The organism is Gulosibacter hominis, from assembly GCF_904842695.1.
In the GTDB taxonomy this organism is placed as follows: Bacteria; Actinomycetota; Actinomycetes; order Actinomycetales; family Microbacteriaceae; genus Gulosibacter; species Gulosibacter hominis.
The window spans coordinates 66,328-84,214 of record NZ_CAJGWQ010000001.1 but is presented as its reverse complement, the minus strand read 5'-3'; the positions used below and the strand labels follow the sequence as shown (position 1 = coordinate 84,214).

The following is a 17,887-nucleotide window of genomic DNA, read 5'->3' as shown; positions in this document are numbered from 1 at the left end:
TCCAAAATACGCGAACAGTTACCAGACCTGCACGGTGAAGCTCAGCTCGCTTGATCTACTGAGTAGTCTGCCACCGTGCGTTTGAGGGGTGCTGATATCCCCGCACGCCACGGGAAAAGCGAACGGGCCGCGAGCGAATCACGCGGCGGCTTCCGCCACTCGCCGATCGCCCGCGGCCCGTATAGTCGCAGCGTCCGAAGACGACTACCCCTCGAGCTGGTCCCCGATGCGGCCCAGCACGCCGTTGATGAAGCGTGCCGAATCGTCGGTCGAATATTCTTTGGCGAGTTCGATCGCCTCGTTAATGGCCACGCCCACGGGGATTTCGTCGTTATAAACGAGCTCCCACACACCGATGCGCAGCAGCGCCCGGTCGATACGCGGCATTCGGTCGAGTGTCCAGTCACGAGCGGCCGCGGCAATACGGTCGTCAATCGCCGCGGCGCGCTCGGCCACGCCGAGCACAATTTCCCGAGCGTAACGCCAAGACGCTGCCCGTTCGGGTTCGTGCACTGCCCGCTCAGCCTCAGCCGCCAACACATCCTCGAGAGTGCGTTCGGTCAGCTCGGCCTGGTAGAGCATATCGAGCGCACGCTTGCGCGCTTTTGTACGTGCCGACATCGACTAGTCGTTAACGCGACCGAGGTATTCACCCGTGCGAGTGTCTACCTTCACGCGCGTGCCCTGGTCAATAAACAGCGGTACCTGAATTTCGGCGCCGGTCTCAACGGTGGCAGGCTTGGTGCCAGCGTTCGAACGGTCACCCTGCAGACCGGGCTCGGTATAGGTGATTTCGAGCACTACCGACGGCGGCATTTCGATGTAGAGCGGTTCGCCCTGGTACATCGCGATCTGCACTTCCTGCTGCTCGAGCAGGAACTTAGCGGCATCGCCAACGATGGTCTCGGGCACGCTCAGCTGGTCGAAGTCTTGCTCGTCCATGAAGACGTAGCTTTCGCCATCCTGGTAGAGGTACTGGTAGTCACGACGGTCAACGGTGGCGGTTTCGATCTTGGCGCCGGCGTTGAAAGTCTTGTCTACGGTCTTGCCCTGCACGATGTTCTTCAGCTTGGTGCGCACAAACGCACCACCCTTACCGGGCTTCACATGCTGGAATTCAACGACCTGCCAAAGCTGGCCGTCGAGGATGAGGACAATGCCGTTTTTGATATCGGCGGTGGTTGCCATTACCTGGCCCTTCTCTGCGTAAAAAATCGACGTTCTAGTCTACCGCGCCAATTAGCGGTGATGCTGTGCACTGCCGGTTGGCCGCTAGGACGCGATCTCCTGGTAGGCGGCGAACAGCAGTGATTCATCCGGTGCCGTCATGATTGCAGGGCTGCCAATACGTTCAAGCACCACGAATCGCAGCATCGCCCCGCGAGCCTTTTTATCGCGCGCCATTACGGCCAGCAATTGTTGCCAGCGTCCCAGCGGATAGCTCGTGGGCAGTCCGAGCAGTTCCAGGATGCGGGTGTGCCGGTCGGCGTCAGCGTCACTGAGCCGTCCCGAAAGCCGGGCAAGTTCGGCGGCAAACCGCATCCCCACTGCCACGGCAGCCCCGTGGCGCCACTGGTAGCGCTCGGTGTGCTCGATCGCGTGGCCGAGCGTGTGCCCGTAGTTGAGCATCTCGCGCCCACCCTGCTCGGTAAGGTCGGCCGCGGTCACCTGCAGCTTGTAGGCGATAGCCAGTTCGAGGATGCGGCGGAACTCGTCGCTGGTGGGGTCGGTGGCGCGTTCGGGGTCGGCTTCGATGAGGTCGAGAATTTCGGGTTCGTGGATAAAACCAATTTTGACGGCCTCGGTGAACCCGGTCACCAGTTCATTGCGCGGAAGCGATTCGAGCACGTCCAGATCGCACACCACCCCCGCGGGGAGGTGGAATGCTCCCACGAGGTTTTTGCCCTCTTCGGTGTTGATACCGGTTTTGCCACCAACGGCGGCATCCGCCATGGCGAGCACAGTGGTAGGCACGTGCACGACCTTGACGCCGCGCAACCATGATGCGGCCACCCAGCCGCCCAGATCAGTGGCGGCACCGCCCCCGAGCGAAATGATCGCATCCGAGCGAGTGAAATCACTCTTGCCGAGAATGCCCCACAAAAACTGCGCCACCTCGACGCGCTTACCGGGTTCTGCATCCGGCACCTCGGCGATCAGCACCCGGCGATAGTTTGCACCGAGCAGTCGGTGGAGATCTTCGGCGATATTGCGCAGGGTTGGCTGGTGCACGATCAACAGTTGTTCGACGCGGTCGCCGATTAGCTCTGGTAGCAGTTCGTCGAGCCGGGTAATGAGTCCGCGGCCGATGAGCACCGGGCCGTGGTCGCCCACGCTCAGCCGGGTTACATTCGTCACTGCTGTTTGCTCTCTTTCTGCGTCTTGGCCGCGCCACTGCCGCTCGCGGGTGGTTGTGGGATGGGTTTGGGCAGCAGTGGTGAGTTGATGCGTTTGAGGTAGCGGCGCACCTCGTTCACCACCTGCCACATCGGTCGAAAACTGGTGTCGATGGTGATGTCGGCGAGGCGATCATAGATGGGTTTGCGCGCCTCATACGTCGCGATCCAGCTGTCGATACCTTTCAGCAACGGCCGATTCTTTTTACCGCTGATGCGCTCTTCGATTGCCGCGGGCTTTGCCACCAGCTGCACCACGACGTGATCGCCGTGCTCCAGCTCGGCCTGGGTGTCGGGGTCGAGGATCGCGCCGCCGCCGAGGGATACGACGTCGTAGTCGCGAATCGCGGCCAGCACGATTTCGCGTTCGATGCGACGAAACTCAGCCTCGCCGGCGCGCGGAATGAACTCGTGAATCGCCCCGTGCTCGCGAGCAAACAGCTTGTCGGTGTCGGCGTAGCTGGCACGCAGGCGCTGAGCGACCCGCTTGCCGGCTCGCGATTTTCCTGCCGCCGGCGGCCCGATGAACACCAGGCTCATACGCGCCACTCGCTGAGTGAGTCGCCCATGGGCGAATCGTCCACCTCGGTGGCCACCGCCGCGGGGTCGACGATTTCTGGGTCGGTTGCCACCGCCTGCGGCATTGCTTCGAGATAGTTCGCCAGGTTTCGCTGCACCTCGATAAGCGAGTCGCCACCAAATTTTTCGAGCACCGCATCCGCGAGCACGAGTGCCACCATGGCCTCGGCCACAACGCCGGATGCCGGCACCGCGCACACATCCGAACGCTGGTGATGTGCCGTGGCATTCGCGCCGGTGGCAATATCGACAGTGTGCAGTGCGCGCGGCACGGTGGCGATCGGTTTCATGGCGGTGCGCACCCGCAGCACGGTGCCGGTGGTCATCCCGCCCTCGATACCGCCGGCGCGGTCGGATGCGCGATGAATCTTGCCGTCGACACCGTACAGTTCATCGTGTGCCTGGCTGCCGAGTCGGCGTGCGGTGGTGAACCCGTCACCGACCTCCACGCCCTTAATGGCCTGAATGCTCATGAGGGCACCGGCAAGCCGCGAATCGAGGCGGCGATCCCAGTGCACATATGAGCCGAGCCCCGGCGGCAAACCGTACACGAGCACTTCGGTGACCCCGCCAATGGTGTCTCCCGAGTGGCGGGTGTCGTCAATCGCGGCGACCATGCGTTCACTCGTTTCAGCATCGAAGCAGCGCACCGGGTCGGCATCAATTTCGGCCACATCGGCGGCGGTCGGCCAAGTTGCAGTTTCTGGCACCTCGACCGTGCCGATGGCCACGGTGTGGCTCACAGTGGTGATGCCAAGCTCCGCCAAAAACCGCTTGGCCACGGCGCCCAGGGCTACGCGTGCCGCGGTTTCGCGGGCGCTGGCACGCTCGAGCGCCGGGCGCGACTCGCTAAACCCGTATTTTTGCATCCCGATGAGGTCGGCGTGACCTGGGCGGGGACGGGTGAGCGGGGTGCCGCGGCCGGTGTTGAACACTTCGGGGTCGGTGACCGGTTCGGGCGACATGACCTGCTGCCATTTGGGCCACTCGGTGTTTTGAATGCGAATACCGAGCGGCGAGGCGATCGTGTAGCCGTGCCGCACACCCGACGAGAGGGTGAGCTCATCCTGTTCAAATTTCATCCGCCCGCCGCGACCGTAGCCGAGTTTGCGACGCGCCAGATCAGCACGAACATCATCGAGCGAAATGGGGATGCCGGCGGGCAGTCCCTCAAGGATTGCGAGCAGTTCGGGGCCGTGTGATTCCCCGGCAGTGAGCCAACGAAGCATTGGCCTAGTCTCTCATGGATTTCTCAGCTGGCTGAGTTGTCGAGCGCCACGCGCATCTCTTGCACGATCGCCGACTCGTTCGGCAGCGGTTCGTCAATCGCCCGGCCCGAGAACAACCGCACCTGTACCACCGCCTGCTGCAGCAGCATCTCGGTGCCCGGAATCACCCGACCAGCCCACACTCTTGCAAGCTCAGTCGGCCACGGGTCGTAGGCGGCCGACAGCAGCGGCGCATCCGTCCCCTGCAAATCTGGACGCACCGGGCAGCCGCCGGGAATGGTATCGATCACCGCGGCGGCATCGTCGGGCTGCCAGGATGCAAGATCTGCCGCACGCAGCTGCACGCCGGCAAACTTCGGACCGAGTTCGGCAGCGAGCTCAGCCGCGGCATCGGGCCGGCGCGCGAACACCCGCACCTGTTGCGCGCCCATCTGGGCTGCCGCGGCGACGGCCGAAACCGCTGTGCCGCCGGCGCCGAGCACATCCACATGCCCACCGGCAAGGCCGAGCCCACCGAATGCCGCAACGATACCGGCCACATCGGTGTTCGCGGCATGTGCCGGCGCCGCCGGGTCGAGTGTCTCAAAAACGAGCGTATTGGCGGCACCGGTGAGTTCAGCGAGCGGATCGGCCGTTTGCGCAAATGCGAGGGCCTCAGCCTTGAGCGGTGCCGTCACCGAAACGCCGCGCCAGCCCTGACCGCGGTTTTCAAGCCGTTCGCGCAGCCCACCAGCCGGTATTTGCCAGCGCCAATATTCCCAGTCGACACCGAGCTTGCGATAGGCCGCCAGCTGCAGCTGCGGCGATTTTGAGTGCGCAATCGGGTCGCCCAGCACGGCCAGCCGCGCAGCTCCCCGACCGCGCGGAGGTTCACTCGTTACCGCGCCGGTGGGAACCTCGGGAAAGACTGTTGCGCACATCGTGATCTCCTGTGTCAGCTGCCAGGTGCTACTCGTAGTCGGGGTGGTCTTCCATCCACTTCAGCCACTTCTCAACCGCCTGTTCGTGCTCTTCAAGCGTATTCGAGAACACGGTCTCGCCGGTTTCGAGGTTCACGGTCACAAAATAGAGCCAATCGCCGTCGGCGGGATGCACCGCAGCTTCGATCGCCCGGTCGCCCGGATTCGAAATCGGTGCTGGGATCATTCCCGTGTGCACATAGGTGTTGTAGGGGTTGCTCTCGTCCGCGCGCTCATCATCGGTCGTCGCCGCGCGGTGCGTCTGTTCGGTCCAGTAGGTGACCGTCGCATCCGATTGCAGCGGCATATCGATTTCGAGACGGTTGTAGAACACCCGCGCCACCTTCGGGAAGTCTTCGTCAATCCGAGCCTCGCGCTCAACCAGCGATGCCATCAACACGGTCTGCCAGCGGTCTTCTTCCGCAACACCCTGTTCATCAAGCGCCTGGAAGCTGCGATCGACCATGGTCTGCAAAATCTCTTGCCCGCTCACATCTGGCGCAAAGGTGTAGGTGGCCGGAAAGAGAAATCCCTCGAGCGATTTCGCCTCTTCGGGAAGGCCGAACTCCTGCGGTTGAGCGGCAAGCTTTTTGAGTTCGTCCATGGGGACGCCATAGGTTTCTTGCACCAGTTCAAAAACGACCGTCTCGCGTGTGCCCTCGGGGATGGTGAGGGTGTTTTCGATGCGGTTATTTTCGTCAAGCAGGGCAACGAGCGCTTCCGCCGAGCTCATCTCTTCCTGCAGCCGGTAGGTACCGGGCTGAAACTGGGGTTCTTCGGGGCGCGCCAGCACGGCATCAATGAAGGCGCCCGAAGTGCGCACCACGCCCTGTTCTTCGAGTCGATTGGCAATATCGGTGCCGGTGTCCCCGGGAAGAACCGTGAACTCCACCTCGGTGCCGTTACCCGAACCCTCATAGTCGGCCGACTCATTGTTCAGGATGCTCATGATCCGGTCTCCGGCGACGTTCCATACCAGCACACCGGCACCCACCACCATCCCAATAATGAGCCCGATAACCACCAGGTTCACCACGATTCGACGACGACGGCCGGGGGCGGGTGCGCGACGCTCGTTTTTGTGCGCACCCACCGCATCCTCGCCAAAAATTTGCGCGAATGCGTCGTCGGCCGAAGCGCCCTGTGTAGGTGAGTCGGGCTGGGCTGGTGTGCCAGGTTGGGCTAGCCCGCCAATGTCGGTTTGAGTGTCAGCGCTGGCCAGCGTGTCGGGCCGGGCAGGAGTGTCGGGCTGGGTTGGCGCGTCGGCCGCGGTGGCCGGCTCGGCTGGTTCCCGCGACGCTGCAGCTTGAGCGTCGGGTGTGGCCGCAGCGGTTTCTGCTTGCGTCACCAGCGGCTCAGCGGTGAGTGGCTGCTGCAGCGGCTGCTGTGGCGGTGTCGGCTGATCCTGCGCAGCTGACTGCGTCGGCTGGGCCCGCTGCTCTGCCCGCTGGGCCTGCTGTTCAGCGCTCTGCAGCTGCGTTTGCTGGGCCTCAGCCTCTCGCCGACGCCGCTCCAGCTCAGCGATTTCCCGCGTGCGCTCTGCGGCACGCAATTCACGCCTGGATTTTGGTTGCTGTTCGTCAGTCAAGTTTGTCCTCGTCGTCGACTTCAATCTCGCGACCAGCGGGTTTGCCGCTGGCACGCTCCTGGTCGAGCGCTTGTTGCAACAGTATTACCGCCGCTGCCTGGTCAATCACCGACCGCGACCGCGATGCGCTGCGTCCGGCTGCCTGAAACTGCCGGGTTGCCGACACTGTCGTGAGTCGTTCATCGATCAGCCGCACGGGCAACCCGGTGCCGGTTGCTATTTCGCGCGCCACCCGCACCGCGTCCTCGGTCGACGGGGTCGACTCACCGCGCAGGTTCAGCGGGTAGCCAACATAGAGCTCCCCCGCGCTGTATTCCGCCACCAGCTGCGCGATGCGGTCAACATGCCCGGTTCCCTCAGTGTCGCGAGTCACTGTTTCGAGCGGCATCGCCAGCAGGCCGTCGGGGTCACTGCGGGCGACACCGATTCTGGCCTTACCGACATCAATGCCGAAGCGAACAACGCGACGCATCTACAGTGCCGCAACCTCGTCACGGATGCGGTCAAGCGCGGCCGGAATCTGGCTCACATCCTGCCCGCCGCCCTGGGCTACATCCGGTTTGCCACCGCCGCCACCGCCGAGCACACCGGCAGCAACCTTGACGAGGGCACCGGCCCTGGCGCCGGCATCCCGTGCTGCTTCAGTGGTGGCCACCACGACCGATGGCTTACCGGCAGCCTCACCAATGAGCGCGATCACTGCCGCGCGCGAGCCCATCCGCTGGCGCAAATCGAGCACCAGACCGCGCACATCATCGGCCGACCGCACCGAGCCTAGCGCGGCTGCGACCAGCTCAACCTTGCCAGCGGTCTGGGATGAAGCAAGCAGCTCGGGAATCCGCTGGCTCAGCTGTGCCGACTCGAGTTCGGCAATGCGTTTTTCGGCACGCTTGAGTTGTTCGACCAGTTCGTGCACGCGATCAGAGAGCTGCTCGCGACGCACCTTCAAACCGCCGGTGAGCTCACGCACGATGGCACGCTCGGTGGCAAACTCACTGAACGCATCCCGGCCCACCAGCGCCTCGACGCGGCGGTTCTGAGCGCCAACACTCGATTCACCAATCAGGTTAATGATGCCGATTTCGGCCGAGGTTGCCACGTGTGTACCCGCGCACAGCTCGCGCGACCAGGGGCCACCGATATCAACCATGCGCACCGTAGAACCATACTTCTCGCCAAACAGGGCGCGGGCGCCGAGCGCTTTGGCCTCGTCAAGCGGCAGCTCACGTGTAACCACTTCAAGGTTCTGGCGGATCGCGTTGTTGGCAATATCCTCGAGTTCGCTGCGGGTTTCAGCCGAAAGCGGCTGCGACCAGCTGAAGTCGAGTCGCATATAGCCCGACTTGTTGTACGAACCTGACTGGTGTGCGTCGGGGCCGAGCGTGTCGCGAAGCGCGGCGTGAATCAGGTGCGTCGCCGAGTGTGCCTCCGAGGCAGCACGGCGGTATTGCGCATCCACCACGGTTTCAACGCGATCGCCCACGGCAATCTCACCCTCGGTGATGTCGACCGTGTGCGAGATCAGTCCCGGCACCGGCTTTTGCACGTCAACAACGGTCGATTCGAAGCCACCGCTGGGCTTCACAATCCAGCCCTGGTCAGAGTCTTGACCACCCGATTCGGCGTAGAGCGTGGTCTCAGCGAGGATGATTTCGGCGTGATCGCCGACGCGTGCCACCGGCACGCTCTCGCCATTAACGATGAGGCCGAGCACCTCCGACTCGCCCCGCAGCTCGTCATAGCCAACAAAAGCCGTCTCGCCCGCGGCCCGCAGGTCGCTGTACACGCTGAGATCGGCCAGCTGCGAGCGGCGCGACTTGGCATCCGCTTTGGCACGCGCGCGCTGCTGGCTCATGAGCTCATCGAATTTGTCACGGTTGACGTTGAGCCCCGCCTCGGCAGCCATTTCGAGCGTGAGATCGATCGGGAAGCCGAACGTGTCGTGCAGTTTGAACGCGGTGTCACCCGAAATGATCGTGGTGCCCGATTCGCGCGCACTATCGACGGCCTGTTCAAAGATGGTCGTACCCTGCGCGAGCGTGCGCAGGAAGGTTTCTTCTTCGGCGATGGCAATGCGAGAAATCCGGTCAAAGTCGCGTTCGACCTCGGGGTAGGCGTCACGCATTGCACGCATCGAAGTGCTGAACAATTCGGGGAAGGTTGCTTTTTCGACCCCGAGCAATCGCATATTACGCACCACGCGGCGCAGCAGTCGGCGCAAAATATAGCCGCGCCCCTCGTTGGAGGGTTGTACCCCGTCACCGATGAGCATCAGCGCCGAACGCACGTGGTCGGCGACCACGCGCATCCGCACATCATCCTCGGCATCATCACCGTAGGCCTTGCCCGACAGTTCGGCAGCCTTGTCGAGCACCGGACGCACCTGGTCGGTCTCGTACATATTGTCGACGCCCTGCTTGAGGAAGGCGATACGTTCGAGGCCAATGCCGGTGTCGATGTTTTTACTGGGCAGGTCGCCGAGAATTTCAAACGTGCCATCACCGAGGTCGGCACCGCGCTCGTACTGCATGAACACGAGGTTCCAGATTTCGACATAGCGGTCGTCGTCGGTTGCCGGTCCCCCGTCAACACCGTATGCGGGGCCGCGGTCGAAAAAAATCTCGCTGTCAGGGCCGGCCGGGCCACCCGGTTTACCCGCCGACCAGTAGTTCGTGTCAGCGCCGAGACGCTGAATGCGCTCGGCCGGAATATCGCTGAGCTCGAGCCAGTAGTTGTAGGCCTCGTCGTCCTTTTCGTAGACGGTGACCCAGAGATCCTTGGGATCAAAACCGAGCCCGCCCTCTGCCTCGGGGGTGGTCAGCAGCGTGTAGGCAAAATCGATGGCCTCGCGCTTGAAATAGTCACCGAACGAAAAATTACCGCCCATCTGGAAGAAGGTGCCGTGACGCGGGGTCTTACCCACCTCTTCGATGTCGTTGGTGCGGATGCATTTTTGCACGCTCGTCGCGCGCGGGAATGGGGCCGGCACCATCCCGGTGAGGTAGGGAATGAACGGCACCATTCCGGCGATGGTAAACATCACGGTCGGGTCATCAGAGACGAGGGATGCTGACGGCACGACGGTGTGACCGCGGTCAGCGAAAAACTTGAGATAGCGGTCTTTGATTTCAGCGGTCTTCATGTTCTGCGATTCGGTTGGCGAGCGGGCTGCTCGAGCGTGGTTGGGTTGAGGGATGCGTTGGGGCTATTCGCCCTGCTGATCAATAGCGGCGTAGATTGCTTCGGTGCGTGCCCGGTAGCCGTCCTTGACCGCACCGGTGAACTCGTCAACAAACTCGTTCACGGATGCAAAGAACGCGCGGCCGCGCTCGGTTGAGTTGACCAGGTGGGCGGCGACAAAACCGATGGCAATACCACCGGCTACCAGTGCGGTGTTACGCAGGAACGAGCGCATGGGTGTTCTCCTCAATTAGGCAGATGCGACAGCAGCTTGCAGGGGTGATATCGGGGTTAGTGCTTTTTACGGCGGCCGCGGGGGCGCAACGTTTTGAATCCGGCGCGGGCGGCGGCTGAAAAACCGGCAAGTTTGATGAGCGGGCCGCCGACTGTGGCAGCGGTGAGTGCCACCATCGAGTTCACATTGCTTGTGGTTTCGTGCACATCACTGGTGATCGCATCAACCTTGGCCAGCTGCCGGTTTGCTTCGGTGGCGCTGACGTGCAGCTCGGTGAGGGTTGGCAGCAGTTCGTCGGTGGAAGTGCGCACCGAACGACGTAGCTCGGTGAATACACCCGCCAGTTTGAGGATGGGTACCGCCAGCAGCAGCACCAGCACTGCAAAAGCGCCTGCGGCAATAAGCCCGGCAATATCGCCTACGGTCATAAAGTGTTCTCCTCGGTGTCTGGGTGGCACTGCCTGATTGTGCCGGAAATAGCACGGGGCGGGCTGTCAAATGACAGCCCGCCCTCGATCTTAGCGAGCGACTTGGCTCGCCCGGTGCCGTTTAGCGCGAGTAGTGCTCAACAACCATCTGCACGTCGCAGACGATCGGCACTTCTTCACGCTTGGGCTTGCGCTCGAGGCGAGCCTGCAGCTTGTCAAGCTCAACCGACAGGTAGCCGGGAACTGCGGGCAGCACCTCGGCGTGTCCGCCGGCGGCGGCGACCTGGAACATTTCCAGCTCCTCCGAGCGCGGCTTCACGTGGATGAGCTGACCGGGGGTCACGCGGAACGACGGACGGTCAACGATCTTGCCGTCAACGAGGATGTGACGGTGCACAACCATCTGCCGAGCCTGTGCGGTGGTGCGAGCAAAGCCAGCGCGCAGCACGAGCGCGTCGAGACGCATTTCGAGCAGCTCGATCAGGTTTTCACCCGACATACCGCCCATGCGGCGGGCCTGCTCGAAGGTGTTGCGCAGCTGCTTCTCACGCAGACCGTACTGGGCGCGCAGACGCTGCTTCTCACGCAGCCGAACGGCGTAGTCACCCTCGGTGCGGCGACGGGTGCGACCGTGCTGACCGGGTGCGTAGGGGCGGCGCTCCATGAGACGAGCGGCCTTGGGAGTGAGTGCGACGCCAAGGGCGCGCGACATCTTTACCTTTGCGCGGGTACGCGACTTCTTCGACACGAAGTGTCTTCCTTTCGTTGTTGCGTTGGCGCGCGTGAGCGCGCAGAACAATTGCTTCTCCGCCCCTCCCTTTGGAATTCGGGGCGTCAAACGCAAGATGCCCGCAGCCATACGGCAGCCGTTTCACATATAGCGCGAACTCAGCAACTCTAGCACCTTCTGCATCCGTTTGCCCAACCCATCCCCTTCCGGCACGTGAACTGGCCGCCTGCATCGCAGGCCGAGCAGTGAGCAACTGGCCAGCCCTAACCGCCGCGAGTAATGCGCCGTAGTTTTGCCAGCCGATCGCTGAGCTCGCGTTCATAGCCGTGATCGGTGGGCGAATAGTATTCCCGCCCCACCAACAGATCGGGAAGGTACTGCTGCGCCAGCACCCCAAACTCGGTGTCGTGCGGATACCGGTAGCCTTTGCCGTGCCCCAGCGCCTTCGCACCCGGGTAGTGCGCATCGCGCAGATGCGGCGGCACTCGCCCGATACCGCCACGCTTCACCTCGGCGATCGCCGCATCAATTGCCAAATATGCGGCGTTCGATTTCGGTGCGGTCGCGAGATATACCGTCGCTTCAGCAAGGGGGATGCGCCCCTCGGGCATGCCGATCAACTGAACAGTGGCCGCAGCCGCTTCGGCCACCACCAACCCCTGAGGATCGGCAAGCCCAATATCTTCGGCCGCGAGAATCATCAGCCGGCGCGCAATAAATCGCGGATCTTCACCCGCCACAATCATCCGCGCCAAATAGTGCAGCGCCGCATCCGGATCAGACCCGCGCACCGACTTAATAAACGCACTGATGACGTCATAGTGTTCATCACCGCTTTGGTCATAGCGCAGCAACGCCTGGTCGGAGGCTGACTCAACATCGGCATCGCTCAATTCGCTGTGCCCCTGCGCCCGCGCCGTCTCAGCCGCCGCCTCGAGCGTTGTCAAAGCCCGGCGCGCATCCCCCGAAGCCAATCGAATGATCGCCGATCGGGCCGACTCACTGATGGTGAGATCCCCGCCGAGTCCCTGCGGTGCGGCAACGGCTCGATCAATGAGCTCACCAAGATCGTCATCATCGAGGCTGCGCAGCGTCAGCAAGAGTGACCGGCTCAAAAGCGGCGCAATCACCGAAAATGATGGGTTTTCGGTCGTTGCCGCCACGAGCGTCACCCACCCCTGCTCAACTCCAGGCAGCAGCGCGTCCTGCTGGGCTTTGGTGAATCGATGGATCTCGTCGAGAAAGAGCACCGTGCCCTCACCGTAAAAATCACGATGCCGCATCGCCTCGTCCATCACTGTGCGCACATCTTTCACGCCGGCCGAAATTGCCGAAAGCTGCACGAATCGGCGACTGCCGGTGCTGGCCAGCGCCTGGGCGATCGTGGTTTTACCGGTGCCGGGTGGCCCCCACAAAATTACCGAAGTTCCAGCCGCCTCAGCGGCGCTGGCATCAGCGAGCCGGCGTAGCGGCGATCCCGAACGCAGCAGATGCCGCTGCCCCACCACCTCATCAAGCGAGCGCGGCCGCATCCGAGCCGCCAGCGGGGCCGCATTCCCGCCACCACCGGCGAGTGAAAAGCCCGGAGTATCCTGCGTAGTCATCACCTGCCATGGTAGGCCCCGCAACACAACCGGTCGGTTATGGCCCCTTTTAGCTCGGCAAATGTAGACTCGCCGGCGGATTACCGTGTGCTTTTGAGCGCACAGGATGCGGAGGAAAAGTGAGCGAATCAGCCAAGCAGCGCGCAACGGGTCGGCACCAGCGCGAGCAGGAAGCCCGCCAGGTGGTCGATGATATCCAGCTCGACCGCAAGCGCCGCGATGGACGTATCGGACTCGGGCTGCTCATCGCAGCCGTTGTGCTCGCCGTTGCCGCGCAATGGCTGTTTACCGCGTTGAAGCCCACCGACCCCGCCATCGTCGCCGCCCCCGACCCCGCGCTCGCCGAAAACCGCACCTGGACTGGCACGCTGACCCTCAACCACGATGTCACCCTCGAGATCGAGATCACCGGTGACACTGCGCCCCAGGCGGCTGCTAATTTCATTGCCCTCAGCCAGTCACACTTTTACGACAACACCCCCTGTCACCGGCTCACCACGGAGGGCATTTACGTGCTGCAGTGTGGTGACCCCACCGGCACCGGAAGCGGCGGCCCCGGCTACCAGTTCGGCCCCCTCGAAAATGTGCCCGAGGATGGCGTCTACCGCACCGGCACAATTGCGATGGCCCGTGCCCAGGCACCCGACTCAATGGGCAGCCAGTTTTTTATCGTCTACGAAGACTCTCCCCTGCCTGCCCCCGGTTACACGGTGTTTGGCCGAGTGACCGGCGGTATGGATCAGCTGCAGACCAAGATCGTTGACAGCGGCGTCGAGCAGGGAATCGCCTCCCCAACCGACGGTCCCCCGGCCCAGCCGGTGACCATCACCGGTATCGAATTGCAGTAGCCCCAACACTGGTTGCGGGCCGCGCCGTATCAAACGTCAACAACGATTCGAGATTGCCCGCAGTAACCGTTCGCCGAAATCATCTAACATGCGGTGGATACGCCCGTGCGAAGTGTTTCGCACGCCACCGACGAGCGTCAGCTCGACGAGCAACTGAGGAATACGTCATGTCCGAACTCCCCCAGCACCCTTTCGGCCGCGTTGAAGCCGACGGCACCGTCTATGTCACCGATGGTGGCGAAGAACGCCAGGTAGGCCAGTACCCCGACGGGACCCCGGAAGAAGCACTCGCCTACTTCACCCGGAAATACGATGATCTGGCCGGGCAACTGCAATTGCTTGAGCAGCGAGTGCGATCCGGAGCCAACCCAGGTGACATCGCCAAGGGTGCAAAAGCCCTGCAGGAACAGCTGGTCGCCCCCAATGCCGTTGGCGACCTCGAGAGCCTGCGCACCCGCTTGAACGAGATCAGCGCCGACCTCGACAAGCTCACCGAACAGCAGCACGAACAGCAGCAGCAAGAACTTGCCGAGGCTATCGCCCACCGCGAATCGATCGTCGCTGAAATCGAACAGCTCGCCGCCCAGCCTCCGGCGAGCATCCAGTGGAAGCGCACCTCGGCGCAGGTTGATGAGCTGTTTGCCCGGTGGCAGCAGCACCAAAAGGAGGGTCCGCGCATCCCCAAGGGTGAGGCCAACGCGCTTTGGAAACGATTCCGAGCCGCCCGCACTCACCTCGACTCGGAGCGTCGCAAGTTTTTTGCCACCCTCGACGCGCAGCACAAGCAGGCTCGTGACGCGAAGCGCCGCATCATCGCCGAAGCCGAAGCCCTCGCACCCAAGGGCGCCGACGGCATCCCCGAATACCGTCGCCTGCTTGACCAGTGGAAGTCGGTTGGCCGTGCCGGCCGTAAGCACGATGACGCGCTGTGGGCCGAGTTCAAGGCCGCCGGTGATGTGCTCTTTGCCGCCAAACACGAAATTGAGGCGCGCGACAACGCCGAATTCTCCGCCAACCTCGAATCCAAGCTCGCGCTGCTCAGTGAAGCCGAGCCGATTCTCGAGCTCACCGACCGCCACGAGGCCCGCAAGCGGCTCACCGCCGTACAGACCAAGTGGGATGAAATTGGTCGCGTGCCGCGTGACCGTTTCAAAGAGATCGAGGAGCGACTGCGCAAGGTGGAACAGCACGTGCGCAAGCTCGATGACGACCACTGGGACCGCACCGACCCCGAAAAAGAGGCCCGCCAATCGGGTATGACCTCACAGCTGCAGGACGCAATCGCCAAGCTCGAACAAGAGCTTGAAGCGGCCAAGGCGAGCGGCAATAACCGCAAGATCAAAGAAGCTGAAGAAGCCCTCGAGGCGCGTCGCCAGTGGCTGCGCGCAATCGGCTAGTTTGTAGCCCCTAACGACTCACCCGCCTGTGGAAAACCCGGGCGGGTGAATCGTTTTTCGATCAGGATCATCCCATGATCGATCATTCCGTTGCCGGCCCACACGTGCATCCCTCGCTGCGCGGGTTTTCGACTATCGAGCTAGAAAGTATGCGGCGTGACGGCGATATCCAACGTCACGGAATCGCCGGATACGAATTTTATTTACCGATCGGTACGGTCCCCACCGCCGTCGATCGAGCCGCCAGCCTGCTGCCGCTGTGGCGGCCGGGGCGCGTATTCATTGAGGCGACCGCTCGATGGATCATCCGCGGTGGCACGCCGCCCGAACAAATTGTGATTGCCCGCAACAGCACCCGCAGGCTGCCGCCGGTAGAGCGGGTCCGCTGGCTCAACCGACGAATCCCCGTTAAAGATCGGCTGCAGGTCGGTGGGGTCGAGCTGTGGATGCCGAATGCTCCGCAACTCACCGATCGAAACTAGTTGTTGCGCACTCGGTAGACGTCGTAGATACCCTCGATGCGCCGCACCGCCGCCAACAGACGATCGAGATGCGTGGTGTCGCCCATCTGAAAAGTGAATTTCGATACCGCCACCCGCGACTTTGTCGTGTGCAGCGACGCCGAAAGAATATTCACGTGGTGCTCAGAAAGCACCTGGGTGATGTCGTTCAACAACCCCGCGCGGTCGAGCGCTTCCACCTGAATATTCACGAGGAAGAGCGCATCCGAATTGGGTGCCCACTCAACATCTATTTTGCGTGATTCTTCGAGCGTCGCCACATTATTGCAATCGGAACGATGCACCGAAACACCCTGGCCACGGGTCACAAAACCGACAATTTCATCCCCCGGCACCGGCGTGCAACATTTCGCGACTTTCACGAGAATATCTGGTGCGCCACGCACCAAGACGCCCGATTCGCTGGTGATCCGTGGCCGCACACCGGTCTCGGGAACGATCTCCGAGATCGACGTCGCAGTATCCGATTCGGTATTGAGTTCGGCCTGCAGTTTCTCAATAACGTTGTGACTCGAAACATGATTGTCACCGATCGCAGCGTAGAGCCCCGATACATCCTGGTAGGTCAATCGCGAGGCAACCGTGGCAATTGCTTCCTGCACCATATCCTGCGACATTGGAATACCAGCGCGGCGCATCGCCTTTGCCAGCTGTTCGCGCCCCTGCTCGATAGCTTCGTCGCGACGCTCCTTCGAAAACCACTGCCGAATTTTATTTCGTGCCCGCGGAGAGGCCACAAATTTCAGCCAGTCTTGTTTCGGGCCCGCGTCTGGGTTTTTCGAGGTGAAAATCTCGACGGTGTCACCATTGACGAGCCTGGTGTCAAGGGGCACCAGACGGGAATTTACCTTGGCCCCCATCGTGCGATGGCCGACATCAGTGTGGATCGCATAGGCAAAATCCACCGGCGTGGCCTTTTGTGGCAGCCCGATGACCTTGCCCTGCGGCGTAAACACGTAGACGTCGTTACTGCCAATCTCGAAGCGCAGCGAGTCGAGAAACTCCTCTGAGTCGCTGGTTTCTTGCTGCCAATCATTAATGCGTTTCAGCCAGGCAAGATCACTGGTTTCGCGCGCAACGTTTTTACCGCCGGTCACCTGCTGCTTATACATCCAGTGCGCGGCCACACCGTATTCGGCCCGAAGATGCATTTCTTGGGTGCGGATTTGAATTTCTACCGGCTTACCATCCGGGCCGATCACCGTAGTGTGCAGCGATTGGTAGAGGTTGAACTTCGGTGTCGCGATATAGTCCTTAAACCGGCCCGGCATCGGCGTCCAGCGCGCGTGAATTGCACCCAGCGCGGCATAGCAATCGCGCACAGTATCAACGATGATGCGCAGCGCGACAAGGTCGTAGATCTCATCGAAATCATGTCCGCGTCGCACCATTTTTTGGTAGATCGAATACAGCTCTTTCGGGCGCCCCACAATATCCCCGCGGATGCGGTTCTCGCGCAGATCGGCGCGCACCTGCGCCATCACCTTTGACAGGTATTTTTCGCGCCGTGGCTGTCGGTCTTCCACCAGCCGGCTGATTTCCTGATAAATCTTTGGATGCAGCACCGCAAACGAAAGATCTTCCAGCTCATTTTTCATGGTCTGAATACCCATGCGGTGCGCCAGCGGGGCATAGATTTCGAGCGTTTCGGTGGCTTTTTTCTTCGCTTTTTCAGGCGGCATGTATCGCCAGGTGCGCGCATTGTGCAGCCGGTCGGCGAGCTTGATCACCAGCACACGAATGTCTTTCGACATTGCAATAACCATTTTGCGCACGGTCTCGGCCTGGGCTGAATCGCCGTAGGTCACCTTGTCGAGTTTGGTGACACCATCGACCAGCATGGCGATCTCTTCACCAAAATCGTCGGTGAGCTGATCGAGCGAATAATCGGTGTCTTCTACCGTGTCGTGCAGCAGGGCGGCAGCCACCGTCACCGCACCCACGCCAAGCTCAGCAAGAATATTGGCCACGGCAACCGGGTGGGTGATGTAAGGTTCGCCCGAGTGTCGAAACTGGCCCTCGTGCTGACGCCGGGCCACCTGATAGGCACGGTACACCAGCGGAATATCCGCTTTCGGGTCTTGCCGCCGGAGCGTGCGCACCAGCGGTTCAATCTCCTGATAGGCGACCGGTTTGCTGAATATGCGCGCTACCAGGCCACGCCGTGAATTCGCTCCCGCGTCCGACACGTGC

At 62.1% G+C, this 17,887-nt stretch carries 17 protein-coding genes; 3 read left to right on the top strand and 14 right to left on the bottom strand.

Annotated features, from left to right (window positions below; genetic code table 11):
* Nucleotides 1-204: 204 nt before the first annotated feature.
* From nusB to JMV54_RS00325, 13 genes are all read right to left on the bottom strand, one after another.
* The gene (gene nusB, locus JMV54_RS00385; RefSeq protein WP_201516909.1) at nucleotides 205-621 is read right to left on the bottom strand and encodes a transcription antitermination factor NusB; all 417 of its coding nucleotides are present in this window, start codon (nucleotides 619-621) and stop codon (nucleotides 205-207) included.
* A 3-nt stretch (nucleotides 622-624) separates the two neighbouring features.
* On the bottom strand, nucleotides 625-1,188 hold the full coding sequence (efp, locus tag JMV54_RS00380; protein ID WP_201516908.1) for an elongation factor P: 564 nt from the start codon (nucleotides 1,186-1,188) through the stop codon (nucleotides 625-627).
* An 84-nt stretch (nucleotides 1,189-1,272) separates the two neighbouring features.
* A complete protein-coding gene (aroB, locus tag JMV54_RS00375) occupies nucleotides 1,273-2,358 on the bottom strand; it encodes a 3-dehydroquinate synthase (protein ID WP_201516907.1) in 1,086 nt (361 codons plus the stop codon).
* Nucleotides 2,355-2,936, bottom strand: a complete 582-nt coding sequence (locus JMV54_RS00370; protein ID WP_230972772.1) for a shikimate kinase — start codon at nucleotides 2,934-2,936, stop codon at nucleotides 2,355-2,357. Before JMV54_RS00370 ends, aroB begins: the two co-directional genes overlap by 4 nt.
* Nucleotides 2,933-4,204 carry a chorismate synthase gene (aroC, locus tag JMV54_RS00365; RefSeq protein ID WP_201516905.1) on the bottom strand — a complete coding sequence of 424 codons (1,272 nt, stop codon included), beginning with the start codon at nucleotides 4,202-4,204 and terminating at the stop codon, nucleotides 2,933-2,935. The genes JMV54_RS00370 and aroC overlap by 4 nt, the downstream gene beginning before the upstream one ends.
* A gap of 23 nt (nucleotides 4,205-4,227) precedes the next feature.
* Complete coding sequence (locus JMV54_RS00360) at nucleotides 4,228-5,124, bottom strand: shikimate dehydrogenase family protein (protein WP_201516904.1); 897 nt, start codon at nucleotides 5,122-5,124, stop codon at nucleotides 4,228-4,230.
* A 28-nt stretch (nucleotides 5,125-5,152) separates the two neighbouring features.
* The gene (gene mltG, locus JMV54_RS10645) at nucleotides 5,153-6,751 is read right to left on the bottom strand and encodes an endolytic transglycosylase MltG (protein ID WP_230972739.1); all 1,599 of its coding nucleotides are present in this window, start codon (nucleotides 6,749-6,751) and stop codon (nucleotides 5,153-5,155) included.
* Nucleotides 6,744-7,223 (bottom strand): Holliday junction resolvase RuvX, encoded by a 480-nt coding sequence (ruvX, locus tag JMV54_RS00350; protein ID WP_201516903.1) that lies wholly within the window; start codon nucleotides 7,221-7,223, stop codon nucleotides 6,744-6,746. Before ruvX ends, mltG begins: the two co-directional genes overlap by 8 nt.
* Complete coding sequence (alaS, locus tag JMV54_RS00345; protein WP_201516902.1) at nucleotides 7,224-9,893, bottom strand: alanine--tRNA ligase; 2,670 nt, start codon at nucleotides 9,891-9,893, stop codon at nucleotides 7,224-7,226.
* A gap of 63 nt (nucleotides 9,894-9,956) precedes the next feature.
* A complete protein-coding gene (locus JMV54_RS00340) occupies nucleotides 9,957-10,166 on the bottom strand; it encodes a Na+ dependent nucleoside transporter N-terminal domain-containing protein (protein WP_201516901.1) in 210 nt (69 codons plus the stop codon).
* Nucleotides 10,167-10,222: 56 nt separating this feature from the next.
* Nucleotides 10,223-10,594 (bottom strand): DUF948 domain-containing protein, encoded by a 372-nt coding sequence (locus JMV54_RS00335; protein WP_201516900.1) that lies wholly within the window; start codon nucleotides 10,592-10,594, stop codon nucleotides 10,223-10,225.
* Between the two features lie 121 nt (nucleotides 10,595-10,715).
* Nucleotides 10,716-11,342 carry a 30S ribosomal protein S4 gene (gene rpsD, locus JMV54_RS00330; RefSeq protein ID WP_201516899.1) on the bottom strand — a complete coding sequence of 209 codons (627 nt, stop codon included), beginning with the start codon at nucleotides 11,340-11,342 and terminating at the stop codon, nucleotides 10,716-10,718.
* Between the two features lie 245 nt (nucleotides 11,343-11,587).
* Nucleotides 11,588-12,928, bottom strand: a complete 1,341-nt coding sequence (locus tag JMV54_RS00325; protein ID WP_201516898.1) for a replication-associated recombination protein A — start codon at nucleotides 12,926-12,928, stop codon at nucleotides 11,588-11,590.
* A 119-nt stretch (nucleotides 12,929-13,047) separates the two neighbouring features.
* Here JMV54_RS00325 and JMV54_RS00320 point away from each other — a divergent pair, with 119 nt between their 5' ends.
* The 3 genes from JMV54_RS00320 to JMV54_RS00310 all read left to right on the top strand — a co-directional run bounded on the left by JMV54_RS00320 (nucleotide 13,048) and on the right by JMV54_RS00310 (nucleotide 15,655).
* Nucleotides 13,048-13,776, top strand: a complete 729-nt coding sequence (locus JMV54_RS00320; RefSeq protein WP_201516897.1) for a peptidylprolyl isomerase — start codon at nucleotides 13,048-13,050, stop codon at nucleotides 13,774-13,776.
* A 167-nt stretch (nucleotides 13,777-13,943) separates the two neighbouring features.
* Nucleotides 13,944-15,173 carry a DUF349 domain-containing protein gene (locus tag JMV54_RS00315; RefSeq protein WP_201516896.1) on the top strand — a complete coding sequence of 410 codons (1,230 nt, stop codon included), beginning with the start codon at nucleotides 13,944-13,946 and terminating at the stop codon, nucleotides 15,171-15,173.
* 74 nt (nucleotides 15,174-15,247) lie between these two features.
* Nucleotides 15,248-15,655 carry a hypothetical protein gene (locus JMV54_RS00310; protein ID WP_201516895.1) on the top strand — a complete coding sequence of 136 codons (408 nt, stop codon included), beginning with the start codon at nucleotides 15,248-15,250 and terminating at the stop codon, nucleotides 15,653-15,655.
* Here JMV54_RS00310 and JMV54_RS00305 read toward each other — a convergent pair.
* Nucleotides 15,652-17,883: a RelA/SpoT family protein gene (locus JMV54_RS00305; RefSeq protein ID WP_201516894.1), complete on the bottom strand. Its 2,232-nt coding sequence runs from the start codon at nucleotides 17,881-17,883 to the stop codon at nucleotides 15,652-15,654. The genes JMV54_RS00310 and JMV54_RS00305 overlap by 4 nt on opposite strands.
* Between the last annotated feature and the right edge of the window lie 4 nt (nucleotides 17,884-17,887).

Coding starts and splice junctions, on each gene's coding strand:
- JMV54_RS00340 (WP_201516901.1), bottom strand. CDS start 10,166: ATGCGCTCGTTCCTGCGTAACACCGCACTGGTAGCCGGTGGTATTGCC.
- ruvX (WP_201516903.1), bottom strand. CDS start 7,223: ATGCGTCGCGTTGTTCGCTTCGGCATTGATGTCGGTAAGGCCAGAATC.
- efp (WP_201516908.1), bottom strand. CDS start 1,188: ATGGCAACCACCGCCGATATCAAAAACGGCATTGTCCTCATCCTCGAC.
- JMV54_RS00370 (WP_230972772.1), bottom strand. CDS start 2,936: ATGAGCCTGGTGTTCATCGGGCCGCCGGCGGCAGGAAAATCGCGAGCC.
- nusB (WP_201516909.1), bottom strand. CDS start 621: ATGTCGGCACGTACAAAAGCGCGCAAGCGTGCGCTCGATATGCTCTAC.
- JMV54_RS00325 (WP_201516898.1), bottom strand. CDS start 12,928: ATGACTACGCAGGATACTCCGGGCTTTTCACTCGCCGGTGGTGGCGGG.
- JMV54_RS00335 (WP_201516900.1), bottom strand. CDS start 10,594: ATGACCGTAGGCGATATTGCCGGGCTTATTGCCGCAGGCGCTTTTGCA.
- JMV54_RS00315 (WP_201516896.1), top strand. CDS start 13,944: ATGTCCGAACTCCCCCAGCACCCTTTCGGCCGCGTTGAAGCCGACGGC.
- JMV54_RS00310 (WP_201516895.1), top strand. CDS start 15,248: ATGATCGATCATTCCGTTGCCGGCCCACACGTGCATCCCTCGCTGCGC.
- JMV54_RS00360 (WP_201516904.1), bottom strand. CDS start 5,124: ATGTGCGCAACAGTCTTTCCCGAGGTTCCCACCGGCGCGGTAACGAGT.
- alaS (WP_201516902.1), bottom strand. CDS start 9,893: ATGAAGACCGCTGAAATCAAAGACCGCTATCTCAAGTTTTTCGCTGAC.
- aroC (WP_201516905.1), bottom strand. CDS start 4,204: ATGCTTCGTTGGCTCACTGCCGGGGAATCACACGGCCCCGAACTGCTC.